The sequence below is a fragment of the Pararobbsia alpina genome, assembly GCF_902859895.1.
Taxonomy (GTDB): Bacteria; Pseudomonadota; Gammaproteobacteria; order Burkholderiales; family Burkholderiaceae; genus Pararobbsia; species Pararobbsia alpina.
The window spans coordinates 154,165-169,755 of record NZ_CADIKM010000004.1 but is presented as its reverse complement, the minus strand read 5'-3'; the positions used below and the strand labels follow the sequence as shown (position 1 = coordinate 169,755).

At 62.4% G+C, this 15,591-nt stretch carries 12 protein-coding genes and 2 pseudogenes; 4 read left to right on the top strand and 10 right to left on the bottom strand.

Features of this window, described 5'->3' with window-relative positions; translation table 11 throughout:
• Positions 1-288 precede the first annotated feature (288 nt).
• From HV670_RS06560 to hemL, 5 genes are all read right to left on the bottom strand, one after another.
• Positions 289-810 carry a hypothetical protein gene (locus tag HV670_RS06560; RefSeq protein ID WP_175103913.1) on the bottom strand — a complete coding sequence of 174 codons (522 nt, stop codon included), beginning with the start codon at positions 808-810 and terminating at the stop codon, positions 289-291.
• A 3-nt stretch (positions 811-813) separates the two neighbouring features.
• Entirely contained in the window at positions 814-1,161 is a 348-nt protein-coding gene (locus HV670_RS06555; RefSeq protein ID WP_175103911.1) for a hypothetical protein, read from the bottom strand.
• A 185-nt stretch (positions 1,162-1,346) separates the two neighbouring features.
• Positions 1,347-1,985, bottom strand: a complete 639-nt coding sequence (locus tag HV670_RS06550) for a riboflavin synthase (RefSeq protein WP_175103910.1) — start codon at positions 1,983-1,985, stop codon at positions 1,347-1,349.
• An 18-nt stretch (positions 1,986-2,003) separates the two neighbouring features.
• Positions 2,004-3,137: a bifunctional diaminohydroxyphosphoribosylaminopyrimidine deaminase/5-amino-6-(5-phosphoribosylamino)uracil reductase RibD gene (gene ribD / locus HV670_RS06545; protein ID WP_175103908.1), complete on the bottom strand. Its 1,134-nt coding sequence runs from the start codon at positions 3,135-3,137 to the stop codon at positions 2,004-2,006.
• Entirely contained in the window at positions 3,137-4,420 is a 1,284-nt protein-coding gene (hemL, locus tag HV670_RS06540; protein WP_175103906.1) for a glutamate-1-semialdehyde 2,1-aminomutase, read from the bottom strand. The genes ribD and hemL overlap by 1 nt, the downstream gene beginning before the upstream one ends.
• Before the next feature lie 258 nt (positions 4,421-4,678).
• Here hemL and HV670_RS06535 point away from each other — a divergent pair.
• Positions 4,679-5,616 (top strand): annotated as a pseudogene (locus tag HV670_RS06535) (glycerophosphodiester phosphodiesterase family protein).
• A 114-nt stretch (positions 5,617-5,730) separates the two neighbouring features.
• On the opposite strand, the pseudogene hpaR reads toward HV670_RS06535, so the two are convergent.
• From hpaR to HV670_RS06510, 5 genes and pseudogenes are all read right to left on the bottom strand, one after another.
• Positions 5,731-6,150, bottom strand: a pseudogene (gene hpaR / locus HV670_RS06530) (homoprotocatechuate degradation operon regulator HpaR); the annotation flags it as partial.
• A gap of 269 nt (positions 6,151-6,419) precedes the next feature.
• Entirely contained in the window at positions 6,420-7,538 is a 1,119-nt protein-coding gene (locus tag HV670_RS06525) for an ABC transporter ATP-binding protein (protein WP_175103903.1), read from the bottom strand.
• 77 nt (positions 7,539-7,615) lie between these two features.
• Entirely contained in the window at positions 7,616-8,470 is an 855-nt protein-coding gene (locus HV670_RS06520; RefSeq protein WP_175103901.1) for a carbohydrate ABC transporter permease, read from the bottom strand.
• On the bottom strand, positions 8,463-9,329 hold the full coding sequence (locus HV670_RS06515) for a carbohydrate ABC transporter permease (protein ID WP_175104087.1): 867 nt from the start codon (positions 9,327-9,329) through the stop codon (positions 8,463-8,465). Before HV670_RS06515 ends, HV670_RS06520 begins: the two co-directional genes overlap by 8 nt.
• A gap of 236 nt (positions 9,330-9,565) precedes the next feature.
• Positions 9,566-10,807 (bottom strand): ABC transporter substrate-binding protein, encoded by a 1,242-nt coding sequence (locus HV670_RS06510; protein ID WP_175103899.1) that lies wholly within the window; start codon positions 10,805-10,807, stop codon positions 9,566-9,568.
• Between the two features lie 611 nt (positions 10,808-11,418).
• On the opposite strand from HV670_RS06510, the gene zwf reads away from it, so the two are divergent.
• The 3 genes from zwf (at position 11,419) to HV670_RS06495 (ending at position 15,563) form a co-directional block, all read left to right on the top strand.
• Positions 11,419-12,876, top strand: coding sequence for a glucose-6-phosphate dehydrogenase (gene zwf / locus HV670_RS06505; protein ID WP_175103897.1), 1,458 nt, complete (start codon positions 11,419-11,421; stop codon positions 12,874-12,876).
• 91 nt (positions 12,877-12,967) lie between these two features.
• Entirely contained in the window at positions 12,968-13,657 is a 690-nt protein-coding gene (gene pgl, locus HV670_RS06500) for a 6-phosphogluconolactonase (protein WP_175103895.1), read from the top strand.
• Entirely contained in the window at positions 13,635-15,563 is a 1,929-nt protein-coding gene (locus HV670_RS06495; RefSeq protein WP_175103894.1) for a bifunctional transcriptional regulator/glucokinase, read from the top strand. The genes pgl and HV670_RS06495 overlap by 23 nt, the downstream gene beginning before the upstream one ends.
• The last annotated feature ends 28 nt before the right edge of the window (positions 15,564-15,591 follow it).

Below are 15,591 nucleotides of genomic sequence, written 5' to 3'. Positions count from 1 at the left end.
TCGGCCACGGCATCAGCGTGAACATTCATGCCGCGGGCCCGACGAATCGTCCCGGTCGCCGTCGCTTCGCCAAATGACGATTCCTCGCTCATTAGCAGCCGTTCGCAAACCGAGTGCGAAGGGCCGTTCGTGGCCCGATTCCGGAAACCCGAAGCAGCCCCAAAACTTTCACGCTGACAGATGAACCTTGAGCTTCTCTGGGCGCCCCGAAACGTGCAGTCCTTGCATCTTTCAAAGCCATCGACGGAGTTTTTGTCGTCGTTCTTCGATCTCCTCTTCGACTGTGGGCTATTCCGGCGGAAAACGAATCTGCGAGAACTGCCTCCCGGCCAGAATCGCCCGGCGCTCGACGTCGGTGGCCGATTCAATCAGGCCCTGCTGTTCGAGAAACAGTAGGAACGCGCGGGTCGAGACCTTGCGACAGTTATCCGGTAACAGAAAGCTCGCGCGAGCGATTTTGTGGTCCTCGAACAGAAAGATGCCGGTTTGTTCGGCAGCAAGGCCGAACCCGCTCATTTCTTCTTGTATTGCGAGTTCGCCAAGATTGGCCTTTCGCGAGGGTGAGACGGCCCGCACCTGCGTGTATCGATGGTAGACGTTCGTTTCGAGAACAGGGATACGGTTGTCGCGTACCCATTCGCCAATACGTGCGCTAGTCGGTGTTTCATTGCGGGTGACCTCGTGCAGCACCATGTCGACCAGCGCCACTGTCCAGCCAGATTTCAAGAGCAAATCGAGTGCATCAGCGTAGGCGAGCGTAATGAGGGGACCAGCATCGGGAAGCAGAGTAACGGTCGCGTTGGCCGTCATGAGTTAGCCGCGCAGTGCGTTGAGGTCGTCAACCATGCGACGCGTGCTCGACTCCGGCAAGCGCGGCATCGGCAAGTGGGCCTGAGCCATCAGCAGGAACAGATCCTCGTCGCTGTCGATACCGAGTGCCATCATCGCCTGGCTGTCGTCAACTCGGCCGAGCGAGAAGTCAAGCAGGGTGCGGAAGTTCTGGTTGCCGCTGGCTTCTGACGCCTCGAACGTCTCGACTAGATAGCGCAGTTCAGCGTTGAACAGTGCGTTGACGGATGTTTCCGACTTCGCAGCGAGAATTTTGGCGCGCTTGAGCAGGTCGCGATCGACTGCTCCGGTGAAGTTAACGGTTTCGGCCATGGTGGGATCCTCCTTCGAGTAGCGGCAATCGTACCACGCAACTATGTGTTGCACATATTTGTGTGTAGATCGCTATGGGAGGCTGACGATTGCCGAGGTGATCGCAGGCGAGCTACCGTCACCAACCCGGAGATTTAGCTAGTTCTAGCGAGACGTAGTAGACGGTAGATACTTGCAAAATCGAACTACTTCAACGATTTATAGCCATCCTGAGACGTGCTGAGCATCCGCTCCACATACCGCGCAATCAGATCAATCTCAAGATTAACCTGGCTACCCGCCCGCAGACGCTTAAGCGTCGTCACTTCAACGGTATGCGGAATGAGATTGATCGAGATCTCGCAGCCCTCAGCCAGGTCATCAACTGCGTTAACCGTGAGGCTCACCCCGTTGACCGTGACCGAGCCCTTGAACGCGAGATACCGGCCGATGTCGCGCGGCGCGCGGATGCGCAATTCATGCGATTCGCCGACCGGCCCGAAAAAGGTGACGGTCCCGAGCCCGTCAACATGACCGGAAACGAGATGGCCACCCAGCCGGTCGTTCGCACGTAGGGCCTTCTCGAGATTGACGTCGCCCGGCACGTCAAGACCGACCGTGCAGTTGAGGCTCTCGCGCGAGACGTCGACGGTGAAACGGCTGCCCTGGATCACAGTGGCAGTCATGCACGCGCCCTGGATCGAGATGCTGTCGCCCGGCGCGACGTCGGAGAGATCGAGCGTGCCGGCTTCGATGGTCAGGCGAACGCCCGCATCGGCGCCTCCAGCCTGCTGCGGTTCGACGGTTTCAATGCGGCCCACAGCCGCTACGATGCCTGTAAACATGAATGCTTGAGCCTGAAATCAAACCTTAGGGGAATCCTGCTGCGATACCGAGGCGGCGAGACGCGCGATGATGCGCAGGTCATCGCCGATCCGGTCGACCGAGTGAAATACGAGTCGAGTCCGTTCGTCGAGCGAGGCCGGCGCGGCAAGGTTGAACATGGGCATCGCGTGGCCGAGCAGGCTCGGCGCGACATACATGAGCAGTTCGTCGACACAGCCCTCGCGCAGCAGCGACCCGTGCAGCTTGTGGCCCGCCTCGACATGCAGTTCATTGATCGCGCGTTCGCCGAGCTTGAGCATCATCGCGGTCAAGTCGACCTTGCCCTCGCCATTGGGTACGGCGACGACCTCGATGCCGCGTTCCCGCAGCGCTGCGGCGCGCGGCGCGAATTCACCGTCGTCGCGTGCGCAGAACACCAGCGGAGGAGGGCCTTCGAGCAGGCGCGCATCAGCCGGCACATCGAGATTGCGGTCGACCAGGATCCGCAGCGGCTGGCGCGGCGTTTCGACCGCGCGCACGGTCATCTGCGGATCGTCGCCGAGCACCGTGCCGATGCCGGTGAGAATCGCGCAGGCGCGTGCTCGCCACGTATGCCCGTCGGCGCGCGCGGCCTCGCCGGTGATCCACTGGCTCGCGCCGTCGGGCAGCGCGGTGCGGCCATCGAGACTCGCCGCGACCTTGACGCGAACCCACGGCCGGCGGCGCGTCATGCGCGAGACAAAACCGATGTTGAGCTCATACGACTCGCGTTCGAGCAGGCCGCAGCGGACTTCGATGCCCGCCGCGCGCAGCTTCTGCAGGCCGCGCCCGGAGACCTGCGGGTTCGGATCTTCCATGGCCGCGATCACGCGGCTGACCTTCGCTTCGATCAGCGCGTTGGCGCACGGCGGCGTGCGGCCGAAATGGCTGCAGGGCTCGAGCGTCACATAGGCGGTCGAGCCACGCGGATCGTGGCCGCGCGCACGCGCATCCTTGAGCGCGCGAATCTCGGCATGATCCTGCCCAGCGGGCTGCGTGAAGCCTTCACCGATCACGACGCCACCGTTGACGAGCACGCACCCGACCCGCGGGTTCGGGCTGGTCGTATAGAGCCCCCGCACGGCGAGCGCGAGCGCCCGCTCCATATGGGCGAAGTCGACGTCCGAGAACATCAGGAAGCCGTGGCGGAGAACGCGGCGCGCGCGCGTGCGACGGTTTCGTCGAGCACCGCGTCGTCGTGGGCGCTCGAGACGAAGCCGGCCTCGTAGGCCGACGGTGCGAAGTAGACCCCCGCGTCGAGCATCTTGTGAAAGAAGGCGTTGAAGCGTGGGATGTCCGATTGCGTGACTTCGGCGAAGCTTTTCGGAATGCGCTCGGCGAAATAAAGGCCGAACATGCCACCGATCGAGTCGGCCGCGAACGGCACGCCGGCCGCACGGGCCGCCTCGACGAGGCCGGCAACGAGACGTTCGGTGCGACGGCTCAAATCGTCGTGAAAGCCAGGACGCGAGATGATGCGCAGCGTCGCAAGGCCCGCAGCGACCGCGACCGGATTGCCTGACAGCGTGCCGGCCTGGTAGACCGCGCCGAGTGGCGCGAGCATGGCCATCACGTCGCGGCGTCCGCCGAATGCGGCGGCCGGCATGCCGCCGCCGATCACCTTACCGAGGCAGGTCAGGTCGGGCGTGATGCCGAACAGGGCCTGTGCGCCGCCGAGCGCGACACGAAAGCCACTCATCACCTCGTCGAAAATCAGAATCGTGCCGTGTGCCGTGCAGAGTTCACGCAAGACATCGAGGAACTCCGTCGTGGCGCGCACGAGATTCATATTGCCAGCGATCGGCTCGATGATCACGGCGGCCGTTTCGTCGCCGAGGCTTGCAAAGAACTCGCGCAGTTGTCCGACGTTGTTGTATTCGAGCACGGTCGTTTCACGCGCGACTTCAGGCGGGACACCCGCCGAGGTCGGATTGCCGAAGGTCAACAGGCCCGAGCCCGCCTTGACGAGCAGGCTGTCCGCGTGACCGTGGTAGCAGCCTTCGAACTTGACGATGCGGCTGCGCCCGGTAAAACCGCGCGCGAGGCGCAGCGCGCTCATGGTCGCCTCGGTGCCGCTCGAGACGAGCCGGACCTGTTCGATCGACGGCACGAGGCGGCAGATCTCCTCGGCGATCTCGATTTCGGCCTCGGTCGGCGCGCCGAAGCTGAAGCCGCTCGTGAGCGAGCGCTGCACGGCTTCGAGCACTTCGGGATGGAGATGGCCAACGATCATCGGTCCCCATGAACCGATGTAGTCGATATAGCGTTGGCCGTCGGCATCCCAAAAGTACGGGCCCTCTGCGCGTTCGATGAAGCGGGGTGTGCCGCCGACTGAGCGGAATGCCCGCACGGGGGAGTTGACCCCGCCGGGAATGGTGCGCTGAGCGCGTTCGAAGAGGCTTTGGTTTCGCGACATGGAGTTCTGCAAAAGGGTGCCGGCCGATGCGAGAGCCGGTGTCTCGCCAAGCGGGATTGTACCGGAGCGGGTCATTTGGCATCGGTCAAGCTGGGGTTCCCCTCAGCCGCCATGGCTGCGCGTCCCTTTGTGATATTCAACTTTCTTAAAATAACTAGTCAGCTTTTGAGGGGGGCGGCGCGCTGCCCACCGCGCGATACTGAGGGCAGGCGGCAATGCCTTCAGGAGGAATGGATGCAACGATGGATACTGGGTCTGATGGCGTTCGCGGGGATCTCGCTGACGGGGTGCAATCTCGCGGAAGCCGAAGGCGGCGGCCCACGCCTGCCGGCGATCGTCGCGCACCGGGGCGGGACGCGGACTACCCGGAGAACACCTTGCGCGCCATCGATGGCGCCCTGCATAACGGCGCGGACCAGATCTGGCTGACCGTACAGTTGAGCGCCGACGGCGTGCCGGTGCTCTACCGGCCCGCGGATCTCTCAGCGCTGACACCCGCGAGTGGACCGGTCGCGAGCAAGACCGCGGCGGAACTCGTCCGGCTCAATGCGGGATGGAATTTCCGGAAAACCCTGCCCGACGGCAGCACGGAATTCCCTTATCGCACCTCACCCACGCCGATACCGACACTGTCCGATGCGCTTGCCTCGGTACCGGGCGCGATGCCCATCATCCTCGACATGAAGGCCTTGCCCGCGGCCCCGCAGGTCGCGGCGGTCGCGCGCGTGCTCGACGAACATCGGGCGTGGTCGCGCCTGCGTTTATATTCGACCGATGCGTCGTATCGTGAAGCGTGGGCGAACTATCCCCAGGCGCGCCAGTTCGAAACGCGCGATGCGACGCGTGCGCGCCTGCTCAACGTCGCGCTCGCGCAACGCTGCGAGGCCCCGCTGCAAGCGGGCGTCTGGGCGGGTTTCGAATGGTCGCGCGATATGACGGTCGTCGAGACGTTCGCGCTAGGTGAAGCCAGGACGCCAGTTCGCGCGAATCTATGGACACCTGCCGCGATGCGCTGTTTCAATGCGGGAGGCTCGGCGCATGTCGTCGCGTTCGGCGTCAACAATATCGACGACTTTCACGCGGCCGCATGCCTGGGCGTCGAAGGGGTACTGGTCGATTCACCGAAGGCGGCACGCGAGTGGCGCGCACAGTTCGCGGTATCGTTCGATTGTGCGGCTCAGGGCGCGCTGCCCTAACTAACGTACGAGTTCGCGCGCCACGTCCACGCCGTCGCCCGAACGCACGACGGTGAACGAGGCTTCGCCGCCGCGTGGACGGGTCGTGACCTGATCGGCCGGCGCGAGTCCGGCGACGAGGTCGTCGAGCTCCTGGCAGAGCTGGTTGAGCCGCGGAATGCCGATCTGTTGTTCGATGGAGCAATACTGTGCCTCGATCAGCGGGCTGATCTGGTCGACCAGGGTCTTGCAGTGCTCGCTCAGCGAGACCATGACCTTGCGCTGGTCGTAGGGCGGCCGCATCCGCTGGATCAGACCGTCGCGCTCCATGCGCTCAAGCACGCCAGTGAGGCTCGGGCTCAGGATGAAACATTCCTTCGCGATCTGACCCGCTTCCATTTCTCCGGTCGGGTGGTCGTTGAGCACACGGATGATCCGCCATTGCTGTTCGGTCAGCGAAAACTGCTTGAGAATCGGGCGGAATACCGCAAGCGCGGCTTCACGAGCCTGTAGCAGCAACATCGGCAAACTGCGGTGTTGGATCTCGCTTGTCATGATTCTTCCCAGTATCGCTGGTAGCGCCGCATGCACGGCCCCCGGAGGACCGCATGGCGGCCGCCGCTCGACTTCCGTCGTGGTTCTTCTTATTGTCGGTCTTGCTTGAACTACTTGTATTGCTCGAATTGCTTCGGATCGCGGTTCCGTCCTGCAAGCAGCTGATTCATGACCCATCAGCGACCTAGTGGCCGACCCGCCGGCGCTCGACAAGCGCGATCAGTAAGCGGCGCCATGACAGATCATGACGCCGGCTGCTTGAAGATCGCTCAGGCGATGCGCGCCTCGGTCACCGGATCGAAGAGCACGGCCCTCGATACATCGAACAGCAACGTCAGTGTTGCGTTCGCCTGCGGGTTCGATTGCGGATGCACGCGGCTGATCGCACGGTTACCGTTGAGCTTGAAGAACACAAGCGTATCCGGGCCGGTCGGCTCGATCACATCGACCTTCACTTCGATGCTTTGAAGCTGCGCATCGGCGACGTTGTGCGCGCTGCGGTCGTCGGTGATGCGTTCCGGGCGCAGGCCGAGAATCACTTCCTTGCCGATCGAGGCACGCAGCGCGTTCGCGTTGAATGGCAGGTTCAGCACTGTCCGCTGCGCACCGGTGTCGATTTGCATGCCGACTCCCGAACCCGATTCAACGAGCGCGCCCTTGACGAAGTTCATCGACGGTGCGCCGATAAAGCCGGCCACGAACAGGTTCGCGGGGCTGTTGTAGATGTCCTGCGGCGCGCCAAACTGCTGGACCACACCGTCCTTCATCACGGCGATCCGGTCGCCGAGTGTCATCGCTTCGATCTGGTCGTGCGTCACGTAGACGATCGTCGTGCCGAGGCGCTGATGCAGCAGCTTGATTTCCGAGCGCAGCTCGATACGCAGTTTCGCATCGAGGTTCGACAGCGGCTCGTCGAACAGGAACATTTTCGGATCGCGCGCGAGGGCCCGGCCCATCGCGACGCGCTGGCGCTGACCGCCCGAGAGCTGGCCGGGCTTGCGATCGAGCAGGTGGCTCATCTGGAGCATCTCGGAGACGCGGCCGATGATTTCCTTCTGGGTCTGCTGCGGCACTTTGCGGATGTTCAGACCGAAGGCGATGTTCTCGCGCACCGTCATCGACGGGTAGAGCGCATACGACTGGAACACCATCGCGATATCGCGATCCTTCGGCGACAGGTCGTTGACGACCCGGTCGTCGATCTTGATCTCGCCGCGCGACACCGTCTCGAGGCCCGCGATCATATTGAGCAGCGTCGACTTGCCGCAGCCGGAACCGCCGACAAGAATCAGAAACTGCCCGTCTTCGATGTGGATGTCGACGCCCTTGAGCACTTCGACGCCGTTCGGGTAGGTCTTGTAGACATCACGAATGGATAGGCTGGCCATGCGGTTGAATCCTTTTCAATCAATTCTCTGAGTTTGGGCGAGTGCGCGGCCTGCTTGCATGCGGGCCGCGCGCATCGTCAACCCTTCACCGCGCCGGCCGTGAGCCCGCGCACGAAAAAGCGGCCGGCGATCACATAGACCAGCAGCGTCGGAAGTGCGGCGATGATCGCGGCCGCCATGTCGACGTTGTACTCCTTCACGCCGGTCGACGTGTTCACCAGATTGTTCAGCGCCACCGTGATCGGCATCGAATCGACACCGGAGAACACGATCCCGAACAGGAAGTCGTTCCAGATCTGCGTGAATTGCCAGATCAGGCACACCATGAAAATCGGCAGCGACACCGGCAGCAGGATCTTCGTGAAGATCATGAAGAAGCCGGCACCGTCGATCCGCGCGGCCTTCACGAGTTCGGCGGGTATCGACACATAGAAGTTGCGGAAGAACATCGTCGTGAATGCGATCCCGTAGATCACGTGGACGATGACGAGGCCGGTCGTCGAATTCGACAGGCCGAGCACGCCTTCGAGGCGTGCCATCGGCAGCAGGATCGCCTGGAAGGGAATGAAGCACCCGACCAGGATCATCGTGAACAGGCCGTCCGCGCCGCGGAAGCGCCAGTGCGTGAGCACATAGCCGTTGAACGCGCCGATGATCGACGAGAGCAGCACGGCGGGGATCACCATCTTCACCGAGTTCATGAAGAACGGTTGCATCCCGTCGCAGCGCACGCCGGTACAGGCTTCACTCCACGCCCGCACCCACGGCGCGAAGCTCGGATGCGACGGCGGCGTGAGCAAGTTGGTCGCGCGCAGGGTATCGAGGTCCTTGAACGACGTCGACAGCATCACGTAGATCGGAAACACGAAGTAGAGCGCGAACAGGATCAGCACTGCATAGATGAACGCGCGACTGAACGTAGGCTTATGCATTGCGCGTGCTCCTCGACTCCATATACATCAGCGGTACCAGCACGGCGACCACCGTGAGCAGCATCATCATCGACGACGCGGCGCCCAGCCCGAGCTGGCCGCGGTTGAACGAGAACGTGTACATGAAGATGGCGGGCAGGTACGAGGAGGTACCCGGGCCACCGGCATTCAGCGCGATCACGAGGTCGAAGGTCTTGATGGTGATGTGGCAGAGAATCAGCAGCACCGAGAAAAACACCGGCCGCATGCTCGGGATCACGATCTTGCGGTAGATGCGCGGCAGCGAGGCACCGTCGACCTGAGCCGCCTTGAAGATTTCGCTATCGACGCCACGCAGCCCAGCGAGGAACAGCGACATGCAGAAGCCCGTCGATTGCCAGACCGCGGCGATCACGACGCAGAAGATCGACTTGTCGGGATTGCCGAGCCAGTCGAATGAGAACGACACCCAGCCCCAGTCATGGAACACCTTCTCGAGGCCCATGCCGGGGTTCAGGATCCACTGCCACGCCGTGCCCGTCACGATGAAGGAGAGGGCCATCGGGTACAGGAAGATTGCGCGCAGGGCGCCTTCGGTCCGGATCTTCTGATCGAGCAGGATCGCGAGAAACAGGCCCAGCGCCGTGCAGATCACGATGAACGGGATGCCGAACCAGGCCAGGTTCTTGGCCGAAGTCCAGAACACGTCGTTTTGGAACAACTCCTCGTACCGGGCGAAGCCGGCAAAGGTGTAGTTCGGCATCAGCCGCGAGGTCGACAGCGACAGATACCCGGTAACCAGGATGAAACCATAGACGAAGACCAGGCTGATCAGGATGCTGGGCGATAGCACCAGCTTCGGGATCCAGCGGTCCGCCATTGCACTCAACGACGACGCGCGTCGTTCCGATCGGCTTAAGGAGACAGCCACAACACGCTCCTAAAAACGTACCGGCACGAGACAGATGCACGTGCCGGTACGAGAACTCACATCAATCGAACCATGTCGCGGGGCGGGCGCCGGGGAGGCGCTACCCAGGTCTGCCCAATGCAGCCCGGCCGCCTGCCCCGCAGGGTCAGGCATCTTCTTCTACAACTTTGCTGCGTCTGCTTTGCTTACTTCGTCTTCGCAGCCTTCGCGAGTTCCTGAACCGCGGCCTTCGAATCTTCGGTCGAGTTCATGAACTTCGTGACGACGTCGGTGATCGCGCCTGCAACCGCATCGCCTTGGGCCATGCCGTGGGCCAGCGACGGCACGTAACCGCCGACCTTGATCGCTGCTTGCTCATCCGCGTACGACTTCTTCGCGCAGTCGTCAAACTTGCTCATGTCGACACCCAGGCGAACCGGGATCGAGCCCTTGTTCAGGCTGAACTGTTCCTGGAAGTCCGGCGTCATGATCGTCTTGGCGAGTGCCAGCTGACCGGGCGTCGCGGCCGACTGACCCTTTTCCTTGAAGAACACGAACGAGTCGACGTTGAAGGTGTAACCCTTCTCGGTGCCCGGTGCCGGCGAGCAGATGTAGTCCTTGCCCGGAACCTTGCCGGCGTTCGCGAATTCACCCTTCGCCCAATCGCCCATGAACTGCATGCCGGCCTTGCCCTGGATGACCATCGAGGTCGCCAGGTTCCAGTCACGGCCGCTATAGCCCTTGTCGAAATACGTTTCGATCTTGCGGACCGTATCGAACACGCCGACCATCTGGTCCGAGGTCAGGGTCTTCTGGTCGAGGTCGACGATTGCCTTCTTGTAGAAGTCGTTGCCTTGGGACAGCACGACGGTTTCCCAGATCGTCAGGTCTTGCCACGGCTGACCGCCATGGGCAACCGGCACATAACCCGCGGCCTTGAGCTTGTCGGCCAGCGCGAAGAATTCCGGCCACGTCGTCGGCGGTTGTGCGCCGACCTTGTCAAGCGCGGCCTTGTTGAGCCACAGCCAGTTCACACGGTGCACCGAGAACGGTGCGCCGACGACCTTGCCTTGATACTTGATGATCTTGTCGATGGCGGGCGGGAGGTTCTTGTCCCAGTCGGTCGCCGAAGCGTCGATCGGCACGAGCACGTCCTGCTGCGCCCAATCCTGAATCAGCGGGCCCTTGATCTGGGCAGCCGAGGGAGGATTGCCCGAGATGACCTGCGTCTTGAGCGCGGTCATCGCCGCGGCGCCGCCGCCGCCTGCAACCGCGTAGTCCTTCCATTGATAGCCTTGCTTGTCCAGGTCCGTCTTGAGCACGCCGACAGCTTTCGCTTCGCCGCCCGACGTCCACCAGTGGAGCACTTCGACCTGCTCGGCTGCGTGCGCGGTACCACACACCATTCCGGCTGCGCACAGCGCGCCGATGATCGTACGGACTTTCATTGCTTATCTCCTCCAGACACCAGATGAAAAACGAATGGTTAACCCTCGCGGGCGTTGTTTTAACAACATCGGGGACGGTCGAGCGGCGGCGCGATCGTCCGCGGCTCTCAAGAGATGAACATAGCGTGCAACAAAGACCAGTCTCCTCTTTTGATATTGACCGAACCTCTTGTTGAAATTCGAGGTTGTTGCGTGTCCGGTCGAGGGGGCCTGGCGATGTGAAAGTGCGGCCGGGGCCGCTGCCTTCGTTGCAGGAAACCGCGCCAGCCGCGCCGTTTACCCACTCCCCTATCGCCGGGCGGATCGCCACGCGGTGCGGTGTGATGAACGGACCGGAAACCGGTCGATGACATCGGCATGACCTCGTGTCGAGCGACATGCCATTGGCATCAAACGTACATCAAACGCCTTGCCGAAAACGTGGGATACCCCTTGAATTCGATTGTAGTTAAACTACAATTCAGTGTCAAAAATTTTATCGGTCGGACTACCTGGGGCTAGGGCAAGTCCCTATCCCGGGTGTGAACAGACTGTGGTCATCATCGCAGGCTTTGGTCCACGCATCGGACGATCGTCAAACTGATGGAAGGCCAAACGAACCGCGGAGACACATGCAAAACGATTCGAGTTTTACTTTCGTCCTGTTCGGTGGAACAGGCGATCTCGCAATGCGCAAGATTCTGCCGGCGCTCTATGAAGCGCATAAGGGCGGCATGCTCGACGAGAGCGGCAAGATCGTGGCCGTGGCGCGCGTCGCGCACGACAAGGCCGAATACCTGCAGTGGATCGAAGAGCATGTGCGCGGCCATGTGCCGAAATCGGATTTCGACGAGACGGTCTGGCAGGGGTTTCTGAGCCGCATCGAATATGTGCAGCTCGATCTTTCGAAGCAAGGCGACTTCGTGCTGTTGCGCGATCAGCTCCTTGCGTTGCCGAGCGGCATTCGCGTGTTCTATCTCGCGACCGGGCCTTCGCTGTTCGTGCCGATCTGTCGTGCGCTCGCGGACGTGGGCCTCAACGAAGGCGCGCGCATCGTGCTCGAAAAGCCGCTCGGTTATGACCTCGCTTCATCGAATGCGATCAACGATGCGGTCGGCGAGATCTTTGCCGAGGAACAGATCTACCGCATCGATCACTACCTCGGCAAGGAGTCGGTGCAGAACCTGCTCGCGCTGCGTTTTGGCAACGTGCTGTTCGAGCCTTTGTGGCGCCGCGAGTGGGTCGAGAGCATTCAGATCACGATTGCCGAAGAACTCGGCGTCGAGGGGCGCGGCGATTTCTATAATCAGACCGGCGCGCTTCGCGATATGGTGCAGAACCATTTGCTGCAGCTGCTCTCGATTGTGGCGATGGAGCCGCCGCATGCGATCGAATCGGACAGCGTGCGTGACGAGAAGCTGCGTGTGCTGCGTTCGCTCAAGCCGGTGCAGCGCGGCGACATCAGCAAGGTGGCGGTGCGCGGCCAGTATCATGCGGGCGTGATCCGCGGCACGCACGTGCCCGCGTATGCGGCGGAAAAAGGGGTGCCGCCCGACAGTTCGACCGAGACCTTTGTCGCGCTCAAGGTCGAGATCGAGAATTGGCGCTGGGCCGGCGTGCCGTTCTTCCTGCGCACGGGCAAGCGGCTCGCTGATCGTGTCGCGGAAATCGTCGTGAATTTCCGTCAGGTTCCGCATCCGGCGCTCGGCAATATGCCGGCCGGACAGAATCGGCTGGTGATCCGCCTGCAACCCAATGAATCTATCCGGCTCTATTGCCAGGCGAAGCAGCCGGGCGAAGGCTGGGACCTTGCGCAGGTCCATCTCGATCTCGCCTTCGACCAGTTCTTCAAGGAGAACCGGATGGAGGCCTATCAGCGCCTGCTGCTCGACGTGATCAACGGCCGCCTTGCCTTGTTCGTCCGACGCGACGAGCAGGAAGCCGCATGGCGCTGGGTCGAGCCGATCCTCGACGAATGGGCGACGCAGAACAAGGGACCCAAGCCGTACGCGGCCGGTACCTGGGGGCCGGCGGCGGCGAGCGCGATGCTCGCGCAGCACGGCACTTGCTGGCTTGAAGAAGAGAACTGAACGCGCCGTCCGGTGGCTTTGCGGTGTTCGGCATACCGGCCGGGTCGCGTCCAGGGGTTCCCCATTCCTATAAACGTTGGACGGAGGAGAAGTGATCGAGCTTCATGCATTCGACGACCCGATCGTCCAGGCGAAGGCGTTGGCGCGGGACGTTGGCGAGGCGCTCCAGGCGCGCCTCGGCCAAGGTGCGGCGCACAGCCATGCAACATTTGCGGTATCGGGCGGTAGCAGTCCGCGCCGTTTCCTGAGCGTGCTTTCGGGCCAGCCATTCGACTGGTCGCGCATCGACTTGACCTTGGTGGACGACCGCTGGGTTCCCGACGATGACAAAGACAGCAACGTGCGCTTCGTGCGCGAGAACCTGTTGCAGAACGCGGCGGCGCAGGCACGCTTCATGCCGCTTGTCGACGTGACGCGCGACCCCGCCGACCAGATCGCGCGGCTCAATGCGTCGCTCGAGCCCGCGCTGCCCGATGTGGCTGTGCTCGGCATGGGCGAGGACGGCCATACCGCCTCCATTTTCGCGGACGCGCCCGAGTGGCGCGAAGCCATCACGACCGAGCAGCGTTTTGTGCTGGTCCATCCCCGTGCCGCACCGCATGCACGTGTGAGCTGGTCGATGTCCGCACTCAAGCGCATCGACCGGTTGTTTTTGTTGATCGCAGGCAAGAGCAAGCTCGACATTCTGGAGAAAGCCGCCGCGAGTCCACTCGACAATGCCATCTCGAAGCTGGCGAATGATAAGGGAGTAACACTCGATGTCTACTGGTCAGCGGAATAAGACCACTGCGGCGGCGCGAGAAAATCCGCACCCGGATGGCCCGCGGCTTCTTGCCGACATCGGCGGAACCAACGCCCGTTTTGCGCTGGAATTCGGACCGGACCAGATCGAGCAGATCCGTGTATATCCGTGTGTCGACTATCCGGGCGTCGCGGACGCGGTGAAAAAGTATCTGAAGGATACGAAGATCGGCCACGTCAACCATGCGGCGGTCGCGATCGCTAACCCGGTCGATGGCGACGAAGTGAAGATGACCAACCATCATTGGAGCTTCTCGATCGAGGCCACGCGCCGCGCGCTGGGTTTTGACACGCTGCTGGTGGTCAACGATTTCACGGCGCTCGCGATGTCCCTGCCGAGACTGTCCGATGAGCAGCGTATTCAGGTCGGCGGCGGCAAGGCGAAACAGAACAGTGTGATCGGCCTGCTCGGCGCGGGCACGGGTCTCGGCGTGTCGGGCCTGATTCCGGCCGATGACCGCTGGATCGCGCTCGGCAGCGAAGGCGGCCATGCGACGTTTGCACCGGTCGACGAGCGCGAAATCTATCTGCTCGAATATGCGCAGAAGAAGTGGCCGCACGTCTCGTATGAACGCATGTGCGCGGGGCCCGGTGTCGAGCTGATCTATCGCGGCTTGGCCGCGCGCGCGAAGAAGCGCGTTGGCGCGAATGTCGATCCGGCCGAAGTCACACGTCGCGCGCTCGAGGAAGACGATCCGCTAGCGCTTGAGGCACTCGACTGTTTCTGCGGGATTCTCGGCACGTTCGCGGGCAGTCTTGCCGTGACGCTCGGCGCGCTCGGCGGCATCTATATCGGCGGTGGCGTGGTGCCGCGGCTCGGCGATTTCTTCGCGAATTCGTCATTTCGCACGCGTTTCGAATCGAAGGGGCGTTTCGAGCAGTATCTGTCGAATATCCCCATCTACGTGATCACGGCCGAATACCCGGCCTTTCTCGGCGTGTCGGCGATTCTCCACGAGCAACTGAGCGACCGCGGCAGCGGCGGCTCGGCCGTGTTCGAACGGATTCGCCAGATGCGCGATGCGTTGACGCCGGCCGAACGCCGCGTCGCCGATCTTGCGCTGAATCATCCGCGTTCGGTCATCAACGATCCGATCGTCGATATCGCGCGCAAGGCGGCGGTCAGCCAGCCGACGGTGATTCGCTTCTGCCGCACGCTCGGTTGCCAGGGACTGTCCGACTTCAAGCTCAAGCTGGCGACCGGTCTCACGGGCACGATCCCGATGAGTCACAGCCAGGTGCATCTTGGCGATACCGCGACGGACTTCGGCACCAAGGTGCTCGACAACACCGTGTCGTCGATCCTGCAGTTGCGCGAGCATCTGAACTTCGAAAATGTCGAGAAGGCGATCGACTTCCTGAACAGTGCGCGACGCGTCGAGTTCTACGGCCTCGGTAACTCGAATATCGTCGCGCAGGATGCGCACTACAAGTTCTTCCGCTTCGGCATCCCGACGATCGCCTACGGTGACGTCTACATGCAGGCCGCGTCGGCCGCGCTGCTCGGTGAGGGCGACGTGATCGTCGCGATTTCGAAGTCGGGCAAGGCGCCCGAACTGCTGCGCGTGCTCGAGGTCGCGATGCAAGCAGGGGCGAAGGTGATCGCGATCACTTCGAGCAATACGCCGCTCGCGAAGAAGGCGACGGTCGCGCTCGAGACCGACCATATCGAGATCCGGGAATCTCAGCTGTCGATGATTTCGCGGATCCTGCATCTGGTCATGATCGACGTGCTCGCGGTCGGTGTCGCGATTCGCCGTGCGGCGCCGCAGGCCGAGGTCCAGAAGGCGGTCAAGCGTGCGCGCGACGATGGCAATGAAGAGGCGCTCGCGGTGCTCGATTGGCTGAGCCACGGCGTTGCGCCGTCAAAGAGGCCGAGGGAGTAGCAGATAAAAAACGGTGCGTAACCTCGTG